This window comes from Gardnerella vaginalis, from assembly GCF_001546485.1.
Lineage (GTDB): Bacteria > Actinomycetota > Actinomycetes > Actinomycetales > Bifidobacteriaceae > Bifidobacterium > Bifidobacterium vaginale_D.
In genome coordinates this window covers 1-20,435 of record NZ_KQ956845.1, presented here as the reverse complement: position 1 = coordinate 20,435, position 20,435 = coordinate 1, and the positions used below count along the sequence as shown (strand labels likewise).

Here is a 20,435-nt window from a genome sequence, read left to right as displayed (position 1 = left end):
GAGGCTATGGTTTATGCCACAGAATATTCATCCGCTTAGCTTTACACACTTTTGGGGAATAACCCTATAACCCTGTTTATACGGAAAGGGTGGGCTGGAAGATAAAAACACGCTAACGACACGCCGATTTTGTACACACTTTTGGGAAATAACCCTCAAAAGCGAGGTTATAGGGTTATAGGGTTATTCCCCAAATATGCAAAAAACGCGGAGCCGAAGCACCGCGTTTTACTTGTGCGCCAGACAGGATTCGAACCTGCAACCTTCTGATCCGTAGTCAGATGCTCTAATCCGTTGGGCTACTGGCGCATGTTTCCAGTCTCAAGAACCATGTCCTTGTTTCCGGCAACTTGACTAATATACAACTATTCCATAGAAAACACAAACCCCGGCGTGTCGCCAGGGTTTGTACTGTTCATCACGATTGTAAGCAGCCAGTGAGGAATGCTATATGAGCACCGACACAGTAACATGCTTATATAGCTACACAATGAAACAGCTACATATTCATATGACTATGCCTTCGCGCAATCATATACTCACATACTTGCAACCCTTATAGCGTCACATTATTCTCGATGCTCAAGCACTTCATCAACCATGCCATAAGCTTTCGCTTCTTGAGCAGTGAGAATAGTATCAACTTCAATATCTTTACGAATACGCTCAATATTTTGACCCGTATGTTTAGCAAGCGTTGATTCCAACCACTCACGCAAGCGCAGCATTTCCTTCGCCTGAAGCTCAATCTCGGTTGCCTTACCAAAATCCTGACCCATAGAAGGCTGATGAATAAGCACACGCGCATTCGGCAAAATCATGCGTTTACCAGCAGCTCCAGCAGCAAGAATAATAGCCGCAGCAGATGCCGCCTGTCCCAAGCATACCGTTTGAACATCTGGCTTAATGTATTGCATAGTGTCGTAAATAGCAGTCATGGCAGTCATGGAACCGCCTGGGGAATTAATATACATCATTACATCGCGGTCGCTGTTCATGCTTTCTAACACAAGAAGCTGAGCCATAATATCGTCAGCAGAAGTGTCATCAACTTGAACACCCATGAAGATAATGCGGTCTTCAAACAATTTCGTATATGGATCTTGCGTTTTCAAGCCATATGGCGTTTGCTCACCAAATTGTGGCAATACGTATCGGTTAGTAAAACGCTGGGCTGAAGCAACACCACCAAAACCGGCTAAACGTTCAGCGCGCGCAACAAACTTTGCTTCTTCACTTGCCATAAATTACTCCTCACCACGCATAGAAGCAGGAGTGGTTACAATCTTATCTACGAAACCGTACTCCAAAGCTTGCTGAGCTGTAAACCAATGATCATACTCGTTATCTCGGTAAATTTCTTCCACCGTATGACCAGTTTGTTTTGCAGTCAGCTCAGAAAGTGTTTTCTTCATATCCATAATCAGCTCAGCGTTAATACGCACATCTGTAGCAGTGCCACCAACACCGCCAGAAGGCTGATGCATAAGCACACGCGCATGTGACGTAATGTAACGCTTACCAGGCGTTCCTGAACTCAACAAGAACTGCCCCATAGAAGCTGCCATACCAACTGCAATAGTTGCCACATCTGGCTCAATGAGCTGCATTGTGTCGTAAATTGCCATACCGGCGGTAATAGAACCACCTGGCGAATTAATATACAACCAAATATCTTTCTTAGGATCTTCTGCCGCAAGCATCAGCATCTGAGCGCAGATGATATTAGCATTCTCGTCTTTTACCTCAGATCCCAACCAAATAATGCGATCTTTTAGCAACCGATTGAAAATAGAATCAGTTGGGGATGATGCTTCACCCTGCTCTAACACAGGAGAAGTTGTAAAAAGCTCAGTCACCTTATCTCCTTACCATAAACTTAAGTATTCCTAGATTATCGTGTGCGCGTGACCGTAAAAAACAAGAATGCGAAATAAAACACTCAACACAATTAGCTACTAAATGAGACACAATCACAGCAAATAACATAAGAAAAAGTAATGCAAACGGTGCGTTTACTAATTCAGCAACTAAAAGCCACGCCATAATCGGAGCTTTTCTGGAAGACGCAAGTAAAGAAGCAGAGCCAATAATAGCTACAGAAATTGCAGAAACTTGAGAAATACCAAATGTTGAGTAGAAAATAGAGTATAAAATCACACCAATGCAAGCACCAGTTGAAATACTCGGCTGCAGTACGCCGCCGGAAGCACCGTAACGCAGAACAAGCAAAGTAGCAAGCATTTTCAGTATTGCAAGAATTAGCAAAATAATCATAATATTCGCGCTAGCTGCCACATGCGGAAACGAAGATACAGAAAACGCAAGCTGAGAAAGCGACCTGCCATTCCCCATAATATGCGGAAAACGGCAAGCTATAATGCCAATAATGAAGCCGGCTACAGGCATAAAACACAGCATTTTTACACCGCGCAAAGCATGAGTTCGACACCAAATAATACCCAAGCGAAAAACGTAGCCGACTAAACCGCACACTGCACCAACAGCAATAGCTAAAACACAAATTTGCCAAGAAATAGCGCAAGAAAAGTGCGAAATATTGTAGTAGCTAGAATGATGCATTACAAATTCAACAACAAACGCAGCAACATAATTCATTACAAGAGCAAAAGGCAAGCAATACAAGCGCTCCGAGTGCGCAATATTTTTAACAATATTAACTGCTACAGAACCATCGTCGCGATTGAGCCACGCGTAAAAACCAAAACCCTGAGTTTTACTAAGCAAACCTAATGCAAGTACAGTGCCAGCTAAAGGCGCGTGATACACTGCCGCCAAGCCGGCACCAGCAGCTGAGGCAATCAGTACGCGCTGAGTTTTAGCAGACATATGAAAAATACGACTGTAACGTTGAGCAAACATTGCAGCTAATTCTCGCGGAGCCACTTCCCTACCAATTGAAATTCCAGAACCAACAATGCCAATTTGCAGTAAAACATGCGCAATAGTAGAAAAAATTGGCATCTTACTTCCGCTAACAGCTTGCGGAATGGTAACAATACGAGGAGGATTCTCTCTCTTACGCAGCAAATACCAGGCTACACCAGCAATAGCCATAGCTATTGTGGTAGATAGCATGTAACGATACCACGGAAAGCCTGAAAATACAGTGTTTTTGGCAGATTCAATTGATCCAAAAGCAAGGTATTGTACTGCGTAAAGAATAAGTGTAAGAACTGTTGCACCTAAGCCTGCAAGAATGCCAAGAACAACAGAAGCTGCAGCAAAACGCAGTACTTGAATTGCGAGATTAAGTAACCTGCCAAATCTGCAGCAAGATTTAGGCTTCGTTTCAGCGCTACTATCCATAACTTCTCACAATTCTTAAAATATGTAGATTCGTCCTTTAAGGAGTTAATTAAACTATAAAATAAGACCCGGCAGAACATCATTCCGCCAGGTCTTACTTCAAGCCATTACGAAGTAACGTAGAACTTGAGTTACTACTACTTGGAAAGTTCGTCAGCAACGGCTGCAGCCTTAGTTGCAGCTTCTACGCTTTCATTTTCATCACTTTCGTCTTCCTCAGTCAAGAAAGCGCTCAAGTCGATAGCTTCGCCGCCAGAAACAAACTTTACAGCACGCATACCAGCAAGCAAGCCCTTAGAACGAGCCACTTCTTGAACAGCGGAACCAAGTTGACCATTGTTCACAATTGCGTTAATGAACTGGTTTGGATCCATGCCATACTGCTGAGCAACAGAAACCAAGAAGTTGGTGACATCAGCTTGGGAAACAGACACATCCATCTGCTCAGCCAAAGCATCAAGCACCATTTGGTCGCGAAGTTCCTTTTCAGCAGACTTCTGAGCTTCATCTTTCTGCTCTTGCGTAGCCTTTTCTGGGTCTGGAGTCGTAGCCTTCAAATGTTCAGCAACAGCCTTGTCCAAAACACCCTTAGGAACAGGAATCTCAACCTCTTCCTGGAGCTTAACAAGGAATGCGTCACGAGCATTGGTTGCCTGACGACCTTCAGCAGCCTGTTCGCAAGCCTTACGAACATCAGCTTTCAGCTCATCCAAAGTGTCAAACTCGGAGGCTTCCTGAGCAAAATCATCGTTAAGTTCTGGCAATTCCTGAGTCTTTACGGAATTAACCTTAACTTTAATCTGAGCTTTCTCGCCCTTATGCTTACCGGATTCAAGAGTACCCTCGAAAGTGGTTTCTTCACCAGCAGAAAGGCTATCCAAAGCCTCATCCAAACCGTCAAGCAACACACCAGAACCAATTTCGTAGCTAACGCCTTCTTGTGCGTCAACAACTTCATCGTTAATGCGAGCTTCCAAATCGATATTAGTGTAATCACCCTTAGTTGCTGGACGATCAACACCCACCAAAGTAGCGAAACGCTGACGAAGACCCTCTAAACGATCATCCACGTCTTTGTCGGAAACTTCTGGCTTCTCGACTTCAATCTCAACACCCTTGAACTTGTTCAACTTAAAATCTGGACGACGCTCAACAGTAACAACAAACTTAAGTTTGGCATCTTCAGCAGTTGACGTTGGCACTTCTTGCACGTCAAATTCTGGCTGATCCATTGGGCGAATCTTCTTTTCTTCCAAAGCCTTAGAGTAAAGCTCTGGCACAGCGGAATTGACGGCTTCACCGGCAACAGCACCGAAACCGACGCGCTGATCTACAATCTTGCCTGGTACATGTCCCTTACGGAAACCTGGCACGTTAATTTGCTTAGCAATCTCCTTACGAGCTTCATCCAAGAATGGCTTGAAGTCTTCGAGATCTGCGGTAATGGTGAGCTTAACCTTAGTTGGCTCAAGATTCCTGACGCTGATTTTCACGCTTGCGCTCCTGAAATTACGTTTTCTTACCTTCTGCCGGATGGCACAACCGTTACATGATAACGCGAGTTACGGACTCAGCAATAAGTGCAACCTGCCACGCTCTAGCACCTTGAGCTAAAAGAAAGGTTGAAACGTCAACTTCGTGTATATTTTCACTCCAACAAAGATTGCGAATAATTTGTGGTTTAATAATCACTTCTACCGGAGTATGAGTATCTTCAGCAATACACATCAGCAAGGAACGAACACGCTGCAACAAATCATATCGTGCAGGATGATGCTCCTTCCAGTAATGCATGGAACGAGGAGCAGTTTGTGAATCCTGCAAATATTGAGCACCTTGAGCACCTTGAGCACCCAACGAATCTTGCGAATCGGCAAAATCCTGCGCATCCTCAGTATTATTTGTTGCCCGCAATGAAGAAGATTTGTGCGACTCGCGCGAATCAAATTGCATAGTTCCATTTGGCAATATTGGCGGCACATCATCCATAGCTGTTTCACCAGATTTCGCACGCAAAATTGCTTGTTCAATAACATTTTTCCAAAGAGATGGCTTAATTTTACGCTGAATTGGTGCGTACCGTTCAAACATTTTATCTTGCTCACTGCCTGTGTGTATTCGCACTCGCTCATTTAACGAGCGAATACTACGAAACGCACGAGCATTGCACGGCTTGCGCTTTCCCGCTTCAATAATCGCAGCATCAGAAAGCAGTAGTGTAGGCGCAATATCGTATTGACGAGCAAGAGCATCACGCTCTTCCCACAAAGATTTTGCAATAATTAAGCCAACGCGATCGTGCATAAGCACACTAATATGCGATATTTTAAGCCACGGACGCGGATGCGGAGCTTTCTTCTGCGCACCCTGCTTCAGTAAGTGCGCAAATTCTTCTTCAGCCCAAGAAAGTTTACCCTGTTTTTTGAGTTCCGCGCGCATTGCTTCTTCTAATTCGATAAGCAATTCAACATCTAAAGCCGCATAATTTCGCCAATCTCGAGGAAGTGGACGGTAAGACCAGTCAGCTGCAGAATGTTCTTTTGCAAGAGTAAGCCCCAAATAATATTCAGTTACCGAACTTAAACCGAAGCGCTTTCTGCCAAGTAATTTAGCGGCAATCTCAGTATCAAATAACGCACGCGGACGCAAACCAATGTCAAAGAATCCTGGCAAATCCTGCATAGAATCGTGAATAATCCAAGGCGCATCCCCTACTGCCGCGTTAAACTCATGCCAATCAACGCCAAGTTTTCCTAGTGCTACAGGATCAAGCAAACCAATGCCGGCACCTTTGCGCTTAAACTGAATCAACCAATCTTCATGACTGTAACGAAAACCGGAAGCTCGCTCAGCATCCGCAGCCAAAGATCCCGTTCCTGCTGCCAACAAGCTACAATAATCTTTATATGCTTCAAGCGTATCAATGACTTCTGGAACTCCTTCTCTAGGCTCTTTTAAAAGCTTTGGTTCCTCGTTCAAGAACGCCTCCTGATTGTACGCTTAGCAAACACATGCACTTAAAACTATACGTAATATTACACACATAGTTTGCACATTGCTACAGCGAGTAACGCAACCGGATATTCTAATTACGAGATTTACGCAACAATAGTATTCCTCGAGTAATCGCAAAACCTAATACGCTTATAACTAAGGTTGGAAGCATTGCATTAAGGAAATACGACGCGTCCAAATAGAAGAATCTTAACGATATTGAGCCAAGACTAAAGCACACATTCTCGGCTACATTTTTAGAACCACAAGGCAAACCGAGCAAATGCAGAGGTACTGCAAAATACACTAAAAGCGCGTCGTAAATAATGCCTACAAGCACCACAATCCATCCGCCTTTGCCAGCCATTCCAGCGCACACGCACACTCCGGCCATAAGCAAGAATGGGAATATCATAAGCGAAATCATAATGCCAATGCCTTCGCTCAATAGCACGAGTACTGTAGAAGCAATATAACCAATAACTAAAGCAAACCAGCAACCAGCAAGAATCTTATGCTTAGAAATCCAACTATCTTCTTTCATAAAATCTGTTTTACGCAAACAATATTCTTTAACAGCATCCAAAACGTAATATCCAAAAGCGTAACCAACCCAAGTACCAATAATTCCACCAAAAGCAATAGCTAGAAGCGCAAGTACTAACAATCCGGAAGAAAGCTTACTGCCTACATAAGGATAAAACGCAAGAAAAATGTCGAAAAGTACGCCACATAACACGCTTAATATCGATGTGATTATCGGCAACGTTAAGCTTCTGGAACGCAGCATAGCAAATAATGATTGAATAACCAAAAATATTACAACAAGTAAAACTGCTGGACCACACGCAACTGAAACACTTAAATGACTACTATGCACCAATGCGTAAGGAGCGGAAGCAAGAACAGTCAAATAAAAAATAAGCGAAACAATCACAGCAACCAAAGCCACAGTATGCGTGCGATTCCAAGTACAATTCTCCTTCAATTCCTTCAACTTCTTCACGATAAGCTCCTTTGCCTATGCAATATTGGATATTGTTGAAATCCTATCATAAACAAAAAAAATGTAAATATAGAAAAATACGCTCTTAACAGAATTATTACAACTTACAGAGCGATATGATTTAAGCACTCTGGCAATTCAATGCGCATATTTAGCTTTAATACACAACAAAACCGTGGTCTTTGAACTGGTTTACAACTCGCTCTTTAAGTGCTCTAGAAGGCCCTTTTTGATTCTCAAGAGGGTATGGAATCCTAAGCTCATGCCACTTTGGGCGGCCTAGTTGATGGAAGCCAAGCACGTCAATATGCTCAACAGCATCCCCAAAGGAATCGCAAATCTCAGCAACTTTTTCAACGTTTTCTTCGCTGTCGGTCAAACCTGGAACGAGCACAAAACGCACCCAAATCTTCTTACCAGCTTTTGCTAAGCGCTGACCAAAGTCGATAGTTGGCTGAAGCAAACCACCGGTAACTTTTTTATATGTTTCTTCAGTGCCAGATTTAACGTCAAGCAAGCAAAGATCAATATCGTCAATCATTTCGTCCGTGTAATTACGATTCAAAAAGCCGGAAGTATCTAAGCAAGTATGCACGCCCATTTCTTTTGCAGCGCGAAACACTCGAGATACAAAAGCCGGTTGCATCATGGACTCGCCGCCAGAAAATGTGATTCCGCCGCCTGTTGCCTTAAAAAGACTTTGATAACGGTCAACTTTTTTAATCATCGCGTCTAAGTAGACTGGCTTTCCGTCGCGCATTTTCCAAGTATCAGGATTTTGGCAATACTGGCAGCGAAGCGGGCAGCCACTCATAAACACCGTCATACGAGTTCCCGGGCCATCAACAGAAGTGTTAATATCCCAAGAATGAACGAAACCAATATCGCCTGTTTTAAGAGCAACTAAGCGGTCTTTACGATCCAAACCAATTGGAGATTCAAAGCCAGAAAGTCCACCCATTAACGTTTGGCGAGCATACTCTTTCGACTCTTTCAACATATGCTGAGTCGTGGTACGAAACGCTGTATTTTCAACCATAAAGATGCCCTCCAAACTTATTTTTACACAATATACGTAATATATGCGATATGCATAATATACACAATTAACAAAAGCCGGGAGCGAAACTAACCTCACTCCCGGCGGTGTTCAACAATCAACCAAATCAGTCAGTAACAGAACCTTGGTGGAATGTACGAGAAATAACGTCGAGCTGCTGCTCCTTAGTGAGCTTTACGAAGTTCACTGCGTAGCCGGAAACTCGAACCGTCAAGTGCGGGTACTTTTCTGGGTGCTCAACAGCATCTTCAAGCTGTTCCTTACGCAAAACGTTGATGTTTGCATGGTACAAGCCGTGGCCGTTGCCAGCATCCAAAATACCAACCAAGTTGCTGATACGCTCGTCTTCGTCACGACCCAAACCGTCAGGAGTAATGGTGTTCGTAAGCGAAATGCCGTCGAGAGCATCGTCATAATCAATCTTGCCAACGGAGAACATGGATGGAAGCATGCCGTGCGAATCCATGCCGTTTTCTGGATTTGCGCCTGGAGCGTACGGAGTACCCTTCTTGTGGCCAGACGGGAAGGAACCGGTGTTCTTGCCGTACTCGACGTTAGAAGTAATAGTCAAGATGGACTGAGTTGGAACAGCGTTACGGTACACAGGCAAACGCTTTACCTGACCCATTACAGTGCTTACAACCCACTTAGCTAAGTCATCAGCGCGATCGTCGTCGTTACCGTAGATTGGGAACTCACCAACCGTCTTGTAACCAACGATCAAATCGTCATCGCCGCCCTCGATGTACTCGTACTCGTGGCCTTCGGTAGTCTTAGCATCCTTGTTGTAGATTGGGTAAACTTTCGCATACTTTAGAGCAGCCAAGGAATCTGCAGCAATCGACAAGCCAGACATACCGCAGCCGAGTGTACGGTAGACTTCCCTATCATGCAAAGCCATTTCAATGGACTCGTAAGCATACTTATCATGCATGTAGTGGATGATATTCAAAGCCTCAATATAAGTCTCGGAAAGCCATTCCAAAGCCTTCTCGTAGTTGGCCTTAACCTTCTCATAATCGAGAGTGCCGTCTGCTTCTGGACGAATTGGCTCAATAACACCCTTATCAATAACCTGCATGCCGGTCATTTCATCGCGGCCGCCGTTAATCGCGTAAAGCAAAGCCTTTGCGGAGTTCACGCGAGCTGCGAAGAACTGCATTTGCTTACCAACGCGCATTGGGGAAACGCAGCAAGCAATAGCAGCGTCATCACCCCAGTGCTCACGAATGTCTTTATCGGACTCGTACTGGATTGCAGAAGTGTCGATAGAAATTTGTGCGCAGAAACGCTTGTAGGCTTCTGGAAGCTTTGGATCCCAGAAAATAGTGATGTTTGGCTCAGGACCAGGCCCAAGATGCTCAAGAGTCAAAGTGTTAAGCAAACGGAACGAAGTCTTAGTAACAAACGTGCGACCATCATCACTGAAGCCAGCATCAGACCACGTTGCCCAGTATGGATCACCAGAGAAGATTGCATCATAATCCTTAGTACGCAAGAAGCGCACAATGCGAAGCTTCATAACGAGTGCATCAATGATCTCCTGAGCGTCAGTTTCGGTAATCAAACCAGCCTTCAAATCGCGCTCAAAGTAGCAATCGAAGAATGCGGAAACACGGCCGAAGCTCATTGCAGCGCCATCCTGGCTCTTGACAGATGCAAGATAACCCATGTAAGTCCACTGAACAGCTTCCTTAGCAGTTTGTGCAGGACGAGTCAAATCCAAGCCGTACTCGTTACCCAAATTAATAAGCTGCTTCAAAGCCTTGATTTGCTCATCATGCTCTTCGCGGAAACGAATCCAATGCTCAATTTCCGTCTCGGTAAAATCGTTACGATATGGAATTGAATCCTTATCACGCTTCTTAAACTCAATAAGCATATTCACGCCATAAAGAGCCACGCGACGGTAATCACCAATAATACGACCGCGACCGTAAGCATCTGGCAAACCGGTTAAAATCTTGTTGTGGCGAGCAATCTTAATGTTCTTAGTGTAAACACCAAACACACCATCGTTATGAGTCTTACGATAGGTAGTAAAAATCTTCTTAATTTGAGGATCTACTTCCTTGCCAGCTTCCTTAATAGCCTGCTCAACCATGCGCCAACCACCATTTGGCATCATAGCGCGCTTGCAAGGCTCATCAGTTTGCAAACCAACGATAACGTTATCTACTTCTGGGCTTTCAATGTAGCCGGCTGGCATGGCGTCAATGCCTGCAGGAATGTGAGTTTCAACATCATAGACACGACGCTCACGCTCAACAGCTAAGTAATTGTCGTCGAGATACTTCCACATGTGCTTTGTTTTCTCAGTAGCATCAGCCAAGAAAGTCTCATCGCCTTCATACGGCGTGTAATTCTTTAAAATAAAGTCACGAACGTCAATATCTTTCTTCCAGTTGCCGTCAGTAAAGCCATCCCAAGCCTTAGTACGAAGATCCTCTTCGGTGAGAACCGGTGCATCAACTGATGTCATATTAGACTCCTTTTGTACCCGCAGCGCACCTTCACGCTGTCTTACTTAACTATGGTAAAGCATGCGCAAAAGGGTACGCGAGGAGTTTTGCAAAAAATCTAGTGAATTACGTCACATTTTATTGAAAAAATGCATTGTTTACTCCCGAAATGCGGTAGTAACAGGTATTCTGCGATCCCTGCCAAATGCAAGAGCACTTACTTTTGGTCCAAGTGGATACTGTCTACGCTTCCATTCAGCACGATCAACCAGTCGCATAACAGTATCAACCGTGTGAGCATCAAAGCCGTCAGCAAGTAAATCCGCTCTACCGTGCGCTCGTTCAATATGTGCTTGCAAAACACGGTCAAGCAAATCGTACTCCGGCAAAGAATCAGAATCCTTCTGACCTGGACGCAACTCTGCACTTGGCGGTTTCACAATAGAATTAACCGGAATAAGCACACCATCTTGCGGAGCTGCTACTTTTACGGCATCCTCATTGCCAACAATCGGCAGCATACCAACACCCACGCCAGCAGCTGCAGCGCGATTGCGCCAACGAGAAAGTGCCCACACTCGTGTTTTGAGTAAATCTTTAATAGGAGCATACCCCCCTACCGCATCACCATATATGGTGGAATATCCACACGCAAGCTCTGACTTATTGCCAGTTGCGAGCGCCAAAACACCGCGCGAATTTGAGTAAGCCATTACAATTACGCCACGCACGCGAGCCTGCAAGTTTTCTGCAGCAACACCTTCTAAAGAAAGTTGCAATTGAAAAGCCTTAAAAAGTGGTTCAATAGGCTGCACATCGTAATGTGCGCCAATGCGCTCAGCTAAGTCGCGCGCATCATCTTTAGAACCATCCGAAGAGTACATGCTTGGCATAGAAATGCCGTACACGTTTACTCCACCGCATGCATCTGCAGCCATAGTTGCTACTAATGCTGAATCTATGCCGCCAGAAAGTCCCAAACACACGCCCTTAAAACCATTCTTACGCATGTAATCTCTAAGACCTACGACACAAGCGCAATATACTTCTTCATCCGCATCAAGTTTTGGAGCAATGCTGGAAACTTTCTGCTTTTTCAGCGAGCTATCGAAATCTACAAAAGCTAAATCTTCAGCAAACATTGGCGAGCGTTCAAGCAAAGTTCCGTCCGCATCAACCACAAAACTTCCACCGTCGAAGACTAAATCATCCTGCCCACCGACTTGGTTCACATACACAACAGGCGCATGAACTTCAGCTGCGCGCTTTTGAGCTAAGTTATAGCGCACATGGGTTTTGCCTTCTTCGTAGGGAGAGCCATTCATGGTAATAAGCGCATCAATACCAAGCTTTGCTAAGCGTGCAACAGGGCCACCATCTTGCCAAATATCTTCACAAATTGCGAATCCTAAGCGCAAGCCGTCAACTTCTATAAGTTCGCACTTATTTCCGGAAGAGAAAATACGAAACTCGTCAAAAACGCCGTAATTTGGCAGAAAATGTTTATCGTATTGTAATACGGACTTACCTTCATGTAACACGAGCAGGCGGTTACGAGGCTTTCCAGCAGACTCGTCAAAGCCAACAGTTCCAACTACTACATAAAGCTCCCCCAAGCCTTCTTCCGCAAGTTTTACCGCAAGTAAGTCGGCAGCTTGTTGAGCAGATGCGCGAAATGTGCCACGTAAAGCGAGATCTTCAATTGGGTAGCCGGTTAATGTCATTTCCGGAAAAACTACCATACGAGCGCCTGATTGTTTTGCACGCGCCGAGTATTGCAATACTTTCGCAACGTTATTATCAATATTCCCAACGCATGTATCTATCTGCGCTAATGCCAATCGCAAAAAACTCATATTTTATAGTTTAGTAGATTGCTTTATTGCAAGTAAGAGACGTGTTGCAAAACTTAAACGAAAAACTTTTGTATCTTCCCACATTGCAAGCATTCGCATTAGTAACACGTCATAAATAATACTAATAAGCAAAGTGTAGAATTATTAAATTTTCTCGCTTATATTGATAATTCGTTACTCGCGAAGGGGAAATTCAAAAAGGATTTCAACAAACAAGGAGCAGAAAATATGCGCAGGATTAAAGTTATTGCCTCGATTACAGCTTTGGCAGCTTTGGCAACTTTCGCCTTAAGCGGTTGCGGAAGCGCTAAAAATGCAAATAGCCAAGACGACAAGACTGTTACTGTAGCAGCATCGCCTACTCCTCATGCTGAAATCCTTAATAAAGTAGTAAAGCCGATTTTGCAGAAGGAAGGCTACAAGCTGGTTGTTAAGGAGTTTACAGACTACGTGCAGCCGAATACCGCTACCGAAGAAGGTGAAGTTGATGCGAACTATTATCAGCATCTTCCTTACCTTGACAATTTCAACAAGGAAAAGGGAACGCATCTTGTTTCGGTAGGCGGAATTCATTTTGAGCCTTTTGGATTGTACCCAGGAAAGACCAAAACCATTAAGGCTTTGGCTGATGGTGCAACCGTTGCAGTGCCAAACGATCCTACGAATGAGGCTCGCGCACTGCTACTTCTGCAGGACGCTGGCTTGTTGAAGTTAAAGAATCCAAAAGATATTAACGCTACTGTAAAAGATATTACGAGCAATCCGAAGAATTTGAAGTTTAAGGAACTTGAGGCTGCAACCGTTCCGACTGCAATTAAGGATGTGGATCTTGCTGCCATGAATGGCAACTACGCAATTCAGGCTGGTTTTAACCCAACTAAGGATCCGCTTACTTCCGAAAAGGTTGGCGGAATTGCTGCTAAAACTTACGAAAATATTATTGTAGTAAAGAAGGGTTCCGAAAAGCTAGCCAAAATTAAGGCATTACTTAAGGCTTTGAAAACAAGCGAAGTCCACGACTATATTACTAAGACTTATAAGGGCGCTGTGCTTCCTGTTTTCTAAATAGTACTTACCATCAATACTTACCATGTAGCCATATAATGCCGTAAATACGTGTGATTTCTAGCGCGCTTTGCGGCATTATTTTTGTAAGTGCATGAGTACATAGGTACATAAACGCATAAACCCCTGCATAGTATGCGTACAATATGTAAGACAGTACGTAACACAACTTGATACGTAATTTGATACGTAATTTGGTACGTAATTTGATACGTAACGCTAGTATGTTGCACAGAGCACAAAATAATCTGTAAGGAATAGCATGATTCAGATTGAACATCTTCATAAAAGCTACGGCAAAGGTAGCGAAGCGCATGAAGCATTGCATGATATTAATCTCACTATTGAGTCGGGAGAAGTTTTCGGTATTCTCGGTTCTTCCGGTGCTGGAAAATCTTCGCTCGTGCGTTGCATGAATCTGCTTGAGCACCCAACTTCCGGTAGGATTGTGATTGATGGCAATGATATTACTGGAGTCAAAGACCGCGAGCTTGCTAAAGTTCGAGCAAATATCGGCATGATTTTCCAGAATTTTAGTCTTTTCCAACAGCGCACAGTATTGCGAAATGTAACTTTCCCGCTTGAACTTAATCACGTTGATAAAAAGAAGCGTGAAGAACGCGCGCATTATTTGCTTAATTTAGTTGGTTTGCAAGATCTTGCCGACCGCTACCCTAGCCAGCTTTCTGGCGGCCAGCAGCAACGCGTTGCTATTGCTCGGGCGTTAGCAAATAATCCTTCGATTATGCTTTGTGACGAAGCAACAAGCGCACTAGACTCCACTACAACCGCGCAAATCCTCGATTTACTGCGCCGAATTAATCGCGAACTTAACGTAACACTGGTTATTATTACGCATTCGTTGGCAGTTGCGCGAAATATTTGCGACCGAGTTGCAATGATTGACGACGGTCATATTGTGGAATTAGGCGACACTACAACCTTATTTGCAAATCCACAAAGCAATATTTTGCGAACGCTGATTGCAGATGAAAAGCAAGAAAATCATCGTAAAAAGCCTGCATCTACTACGATTTAATACGCTCTACTACGATTTCATACGCTTAGTAACGAGGTGAAATAACAATGATAGAATCTGCTACACAATTTTTGAACGAATACGGCGACTTACTTGCTGAAGGTGTGCTCGATACACTAGTGATGACTTCAGTCGCAACACTCTTAGCATACGTTATTGGGCTTCCGCTTGGCGTATTGCTTATTACTTCCGACAAAAAAGGTATTTGTCCGAACGCTCCAATAAACGCGGTTCTTGGCTGGATCGTTAATATCGTGCGTTCAGTACCGTTTATTATCCTGCTCGTTGCGTTAATTCCATTTACACGCTTGATTGTCGGCACTTCACTTGGCGTCCCGGGTGCCATTGTGCCACTTGTTATTACTGCAGCTCCATTTGTGGCGCGCATTGTTGAACAATCTTTAGCAGAAGTTGACGGAAGTCTGATCGAAGCTGCGCAAAGCTTTGGTGCCAGTAAATTACAAATCGTGTGCAAAGTGCTGCTTTGGGAGGCGTTGCCTTCGCTTATTCGCGGTGCCGCTCTAACATTTATTACACTTTTTGGTTTTTCTGCAATGGCTGGAACGGTTGGTGCAGGCGGACTTGGCGATATTGCAATTCGATACGGCTACCAGCGTTACCAGTATGATGTTATGACTGTAGCTGTTATTCTTTGCATCATTCTCGTGCAAATTGTGCAAACTTTGGGCGACACTATCGCGCGCATTATTAATCATCACGAACGCTAAAGCAGTTCTACATTTTACCAATTACAAACTGCCTGCATGCTACTAACACAGGCAGTTTTATTGTGTTTGAAACTAGTGTGTTTAAAGCTATTGTGTTTGAAACTATTGTGCCGCTGAGATTTATTATTGCTATGTATGATTGTGTTTGTCTTCATACCACCTTCGTGTTCGCTCTCATATTTGCAACATACCCCAACCCATGAAATGCGCATAATCGTGTAAACTTATTGATAATTCAACATTTTGCAGGGGTGCTTTCATAGGAAGGCTGAGATAGGTATTTAATACCTAACCCTTAGAACCTGTTAGTTAATACAACGTAGGGAGCAACGAGTTTAGTATGAATTCAAATTATCCATACGCTTCGATGCGTAATCAATTTAATCTCAACGCCTGCTTTATTGCAGACCCACAAGCTTGTAATCATCGACCACTTACTGACGTAGTTGATGATGCTTTACGCGCAGGAGCAACTCTTATCCGCCTTCATTGCAACAATGAAAACGCTAAGGAAATTACGACTCTTGCTCGCGATATCGCTCAAATTATTGAAGATAACAATAAGTGCGATTCCGTAACGTTTGTTATTGACGAGCGAGTTGACGTTGCTTGGCAAGCTAGAAATCAAAGTATCAAAGTAGACGGCATTCATCTTGCACAAAGCGATATGGAACCTCGAGAAGCACGTGCTTTGCTTGGAGAGGACGCTATTATTGGCTTGTCTGTTGAAACTGAAAGTTTAGTCAAAGTTATTAATGAGCTTCCGGATGGTTGCATTGATTATATTTGCGTAACTGCCATGCACAATCCTGAAGAAGGATGCGAAAATACTACTGCTGCCTACGAATTGGAAGCAAATCACACAACGTTGGACGAAGCAAAAATTAACACAATTTGCGTAGCAAGTGATTTTCCAGTACTCGTGGGTGGAAAAACACAATTAGATGATGTAGCTATGATTGCTCGTACAAAAGCTGCAGGATTCTTTGTTGCTGAACCTCTATACACTTCAGAAACACCAGAATCCACTATGCGTGAGTTCATTGAACGTTGGAAAGCCGTACGAGGTGAAGCAAAACATGGTTACGCTAAACGCGTAATCGTCGCGGAAAATACAGAAGAAAAGTCTTCAAAACCATCTGAAGAAAAGAAGCCGACGTTTATTAACGCTAAAGAAGCAAAAGATGCAGCAAAATTAGCTAAGCAACAACGTGTTGATATTGCGGCTCGTGGTTGCACCCAGCGAGATAAGGCTCATATTCGCAAAACTACTCCTGTTCATTTTGAATATAAGTATGGTTCCTACGATTTGGAAGTTCCGTACACGGAAATTAAGCTTTCAGATACTCCTGGCGTGGGACCTAACCCGCCTTTTAAGGACTACAATACGGAAGGCCCAAAGTGTGATCCTAAAGAGGGCTTGGCTCCGCTTCGCCTTGACTGGATTCGTGACCGCGGTGACGTTGTGGAATATGAGGGCCGCAGACGCAATCTTCAAGACGATGGCAAGCGCGCTATTAAGCGCGGTAAGGCTTCTAAGGAATGGCGTGGGCGCACGCATAAGCCAATGAAGGGCGCGGATCATCCAATTACGCAAATGTGGTACGCACGCCATGGCATTGTTACTCCAGAAATGCAGTATGTTGCTACTCGCGAAAATTGTGACGTGGAGCTGGTTCGCGAAGAAGTTGCAGCCGGACGCGCTGTAATTCCTTGCAATATTAACCATCCTGAAGCTGAGCCTATGATTATTGGTTCTCGCTTCTTAACGAAGCTCAACGCGAACATGGGTAATTCTGCTGTTACGTCGTCTATCGACGAAGAAGTAGAAAAGCTTACGTGGGCCACGAAGTGGGGTGCTGATACCGTGATGGATCTTTCCACCGGTAACGATATTCACACGACTCGCGAATGGATTTTACGTAACTCCCCTGTGCCAATTGGAACCGTACCAATGTACCAGGCTTTGGAAAAGGTTGAGGATGACGCTTCTAAGCTTAGCTGGGAGTTGTTCCGAGACACGGTTATCGAACAGTGCGAGCAGGGCGTTGACTACATGACTATTCACGCAGGCGTGCTACTTCGCTACGTACCGCTTACCGCAAACCGAGTAACCGGTATTGTGTCGCGTGGCGGCTCGATTATGGCAGAGTGGTGCTTACAGCATCATCAAGAAAGCTTCCTTTACACGCACTTTGAAGAGTTATGCGAGATTTTCGCAAAGTATGATGTTGCTTTCTCTTTGGGTGACGGTTTGCGTCCAGGTAGCTTGGCTGATGCAAACGATGCGGCTCAGCTTTCCGAACTTATGACACTTGGTGAGCTTACAAAGATTGCTTGGCAGCACGATGTGCAAGTGATGATTGAAGGTCCAGGACACGTGCCATTCGACACTGTGCGCATGAATATTGAGATGGAAAAGGCGATTTGCCAGAATGCTCCATTCTATACGCTTGGTCCTCTAACTACCGATACCGCCCCGGGCTATGATCATATTACTTCCGCAATTGGCGGCGTAGAGATTGCACGCTACGGTACTGCAATGCTTTGCTATGTGACCCCTAAAGAGCATTTGGGATTGCCTAACAAAGACGACGTGAAGCAGGGCGTGATTGCATATAAGATTGCTTGCCACGCAGCTGATCTTGCTAAGCATCATCCGCATGCTATGGATCGCGATAACGCTATTAGTAAAGCTCGATTCGAGTTCCGTTGGTTAGATCAGTTTAACTTAAGCTACGATCCGGATACTGCAATCGCTTTCCACGACGATACTCTTCCTGCTGAGCCTGCAAAAATGGCTCACTTCTGCTCGATGTGCGGACCAAAGTTCTGCTCTATGGCTATTTCTCAGAATATTCGTAAGCGTTTTGGCGGCGCTGCTCAACAGGAACAGCTTGTTGAGGAAGCGCGCAGCCAGGCAATTACTGATGGCATGAAGGCAATGAGCAAGAAGTTCCAGGAATCTGGTTCGTCGCTGTATCAAAACTTATAGTGTATTTTTAATACGTTTCAATATTAGAAAATACACGTTTATACGTACCACGAATAAATTAGAAGAAGGTTAAAATAACCAACTACAGCGGGTTTTATGGTGAGCGCTACTGCTTACTATAAAACCCGCTTTTTTATAACTTGCGAAATGTTGAGTTCATTCCTACGTTAATAGCCAAATTGGTTCTTAGGTTGGTTCTTAGGTTGGTTTCTCAATTCGCTCTACAATATCGCAAAATATAACGTATAACACGATACTGGCTAGCAGTCTCGAACATATGGGAAAATTACAACTATGAGCACAATTATTATGCATACTTCTGAAGGCGATATTACCATCAATCTCTTTGATGACAAAGCGCCAGAAACTGTTAAGAATTTCATTGGTCTCGCAACCGGCGAAAAAGAGTGGAAAGACCCATTCACTGGTGAGGCTTCTCATGAACCTTTCTACAATGGTTTGACATTCCACCGCATTATTAAAGATTTTATGATTCAAGGCGGTTGCCCACTTGGCACCGGCACAGGCGGTCCTGGATATGAGTTCGACGATGAGATTGATCCGTCGTTGAAGTTCGATAAGCCTTATTTGCTTGCTATGGCAAATGCGGGTAAGCGCCGCGGACGCGATGGTCGTTTACACGGCACTAATGGCTCACAATTCTTCATTACGACTGTACCAACACCTTGGCTCGATGGTCATCACACTATTTTCGGCGAAGTAGCTGACGCTGCTTCAAAGGCAGTAGTAGATAAGCTCGATACTGTTGCTACCGATCGAACTGACGCACCTTTGGAACCAGTAGGTATTATGTCGATTGAAGTATTGTGATTCATCACATCAATATATTACTTATCATCAAATAACAACTTGTATAAGACTGTTTTTGAAAAAGAAAGCTCCTGTGATGCTTATTTGAGCACGCAGGAGCTTTTCTACATTTGAGCTGTTCTGTACTTTTATTTTGTTTTTGTCAATGCAGCAAAAGATCAATCAACTCTATAATTCTGTCATACGCAAGTAAGTTAAGCATATAAAAGCCTTACCAGCGACTAAAAATCACCAGTAAGGCTTTTCTACTATGCGTTATTAATTTTGGGACTAACTAGCAACCAAGCTAGCTACAACCTACTTATTGCTGTGACGAGAAGTGCCACGACGCTTACCTAAGAAGATTGCAGCACCAGCAGCAGCTACCGTTGCAGCAAACATGCTCAACACAGATACTGCACTACCAGTCTTACTTAGTTCAGCAGCACGACCTGCCTGTGACGCATGAGCTTGCACGGACTTACGGACTTGAGCCGCATGAGCCTGAGCATCCGCAAGAGTCTTACGAGCATCCGCAAGTTTACGCTGAGCAGCATTAACTTGAGCTTGCGTTGCAGATGGGTTAGCAGCAAGCTTCTTAACTTCAGCCTCAGCAGCTTCAACCTTCGCTTGTGCTTGAGCAACAGCAGCATCAGCGTTCTTCACAGCTGGCGTATTGTTCACAGCAGCATTGGTAGAACCAGTTGTGCTCTGATCAGCCGTAACACTTGCACCAGTGGTGGTTGTGTTGCCGGTGGTTGTGTTGCCGGTGGTGGTACCTGCAGTGACACCTGTACCCGCATCACTCGTAGTGCCAAACTTGCTCACAATCGCTTGTTTAGTATTCTGAAGCTTCTTCAAAGCTTCATCAACTTGAGCCTGCGTAGCATGAGCATCCTGGAGCACTGTATGAGCATCGTCAACAGCTTGCTTGTACGCATCTAAATCAGGTGCTTCAGCAACCAAGTACGGTGCTTTGCTGCGGAAATTAGTATCATCGTCAACAGCCTGCTGCAAACCAGTCTTATCAACAGAAGGAGCCGGAGTTGGCTTTGATTCTGGCTTCAAATCATGCTCAGCCTTCTTCAAA

At 44.3% G+C, this 20,435-nt stretch carries 14 protein-coding genes, 1 tRNA gene, 1 pseudogene and 1 riboswitch; of the genes and pseudogenes, 5 read left to right on the top strand and 11 right to left on the bottom strand.

Features of this window, described 5'->3' with window-relative positions; all coding sequences use genetic code 11:
* Positions 1 to 235: 235 nt before the first annotated feature.
* The 10 genes from HMPREF3208_RS01855 to HMPREF3208_RS01810 all read right to left on the bottom strand — a co-directional run bounded on the left by HMPREF3208_RS01855 (position 236) and on the right by HMPREF3208_RS01810 (position 12,708).
* Positions 236 to 309, bottom strand: a tRNA-Arg gene (locus HMPREF3208_RS01855).
* 260 nt (positions 310 to 569) lie between these two features.
* Positions 570 to 1,244 (bottom strand): ATP-dependent Clp protease proteolytic subunit, encoded by a 675-nt coding sequence (locus HMPREF3208_RS01850; RefSeq protein WP_016637036.1) that lies wholly within the window; start codon positions 1,242 to 1,244, stop codon positions 570 to 572.
* A 3-nt stretch (positions 1,245 to 1,247) separates the two neighbouring features.
* Positions 1,248 to 1,859: an ATP-dependent Clp protease proteolytic subunit gene (locus HMPREF3208_RS01845; RefSeq protein ID WP_016637035.1), complete on the bottom strand. Its 612-nt coding sequence runs from the start codon at positions 1,857 to 1,859 to the stop codon at positions 1,248 to 1,250.
* Between the two features lies 1 nt (position 1,860).
* On the bottom strand, positions 1,861 to 3,330 hold the full coding sequence (locus HMPREF3208_RS01840; protein WP_064346960.1) for a chloride channel protein: 1,470 nt from the start codon (positions 3,328 to 3,330) through the stop codon (positions 1,861 to 1,863).
* A gap of 137 nt (positions 3,331 to 3,467) precedes the next feature.
* Complete coding sequence (gene tig / locus HMPREF3208_RS01835; protein WP_064346958.1) at positions 3,468 to 4,823, bottom strand: trigger factor; 1,356 nt, start codon at positions 4,821 to 4,823, stop codon at positions 3,468 to 3,470.
* Positions 4,824 to 4,875: 52 nt separating this feature from the next.
* Positions 4,876 to 6,309, bottom strand: coding sequence for an HRDC domain-containing protein (locus tag HMPREF3208_RS01830; protein ID WP_064346956.1), 1,434 nt, complete (start codon positions 6,307 to 6,309; stop codon positions 4,876 to 4,878).
* 106 nt (positions 6,310 to 6,415) lie between these two features.
* Complete coding sequence (locus HMPREF3208_RS01825) at positions 6,416 to 7,330, bottom strand: hypothetical protein (protein ID WP_064346954.1); 915 nt, start codon at positions 7,328 to 7,330, stop codon at positions 6,416 to 6,418.
* Positions 7,331 to 7,487: 157 nt separating this feature from the next.
* Positions 7,488 to 8,369 (bottom strand): pyruvate formate-lyase-activating protein, encoded by an 882-nt coding sequence (pflA, locus tag HMPREF3208_RS01820; protein ID WP_016637030.1) that lies wholly within the window; start codon positions 8,367 to 8,369, stop codon positions 7,488 to 7,490.
* Between the two features lie 127 nt (positions 8,370 to 8,496).
* A complete protein-coding gene (pflB, locus tag HMPREF3208_RS01815; protein ID WP_016637029.1) occupies positions 8,497 to 10,872 on the bottom strand; it encodes a formate C-acetyltransferase in 2,376 nt (791 codons plus the stop codon).
* A 138-nt stretch (positions 10,873 to 11,010) separates the two neighbouring features.
* On the bottom strand, positions 11,011 to 12,708 hold the full coding sequence (locus tag HMPREF3208_RS01810; RefSeq protein ID WP_064346951.1) for an NAD+ synthase: 1,698 nt from the start codon (positions 12,706 to 12,708) through the stop codon (positions 11,011 to 11,013).
* A 228-nt stretch (positions 12,709 to 12,936) separates the two neighbouring features.
* Here HMPREF3208_RS01810 and HMPREF3208_RS01805 point away from each other — a divergent pair, with 228 nt between their 5' ends.
* The 5 genes from HMPREF3208_RS01805 (at position 12,937) to HMPREF3208_RS01785 (ending at position 19,366) form a co-directional block, all read left to right on the top strand.
* A complete protein-coding gene (locus HMPREF3208_RS01805; protein ID WP_064346949.1) occupies positions 12,937 to 13,773 on the top strand; it encodes a MetQ/NlpA family ABC transporter substrate-binding protein in 837 nt (278 codons plus the stop codon).
* Positions 13,774 to 14,035: 262 nt separating this feature from the next.
* Positions 14,036 to 14,812 carry a methionine ABC transporter ATP-binding protein gene (locus HMPREF3208_RS01800; protein WP_016637026.1) on the top strand — a complete coding sequence of 259 codons (777 nt, stop codon included), beginning with the start codon at positions 14,036 to 14,038 and terminating at the stop codon, positions 14,810 to 14,812.
* Positions 14,813 to 14,859: 47 nt separating this feature from the next.
* Positions 14,860 to 15,540 (top strand): methionine ABC transporter permease, encoded by a 681-nt coding sequence (locus HMPREF3208_RS01795; RefSeq protein ID WP_064346948.1) that lies wholly within the window; start codon positions 14,860 to 14,862, stop codon positions 15,538 to 15,540.
* A gap of 237 nt (positions 15,541 to 15,777) precedes the next feature.
* A riboswitch (TPP riboswitch) is annotated at positions 15,778 to 15,883 on the top strand.
* Positions 15,881 to 18,535, top strand: coding sequence for a phosphomethylpyrimidine synthase ThiC (gene thiC, locus HMPREF3208_RS01790; RefSeq protein WP_064346946.1), 2,655 nt, complete (start codon positions 15,881 to 15,883; stop codon positions 18,533 to 18,535). (Overlaps the previous riboswitch by 3 nt.)
* A gap of 294 nt (positions 18,536 to 18,829) precedes the next feature.
* Complete coding sequence (locus HMPREF3208_RS01785) at positions 18,830 to 19,366, top strand: peptidylprolyl isomerase (RefSeq protein WP_064346944.1); 537 nt, start codon at positions 18,830 to 18,832, stop codon at positions 19,364 to 19,366.
* A 297-nt stretch (positions 19,367 to 19,663) separates the two neighbouring features.
* Here the strand turns inward: HMPREF3208_RS01785 and HMPREF3208_RS06740 are convergent.
* A pseudogene (locus HMPREF3208_RS06740) lies at positions 19,664 to 20,435 on the bottom strand (FIVAR domain-containing protein); the annotation flags it as partial.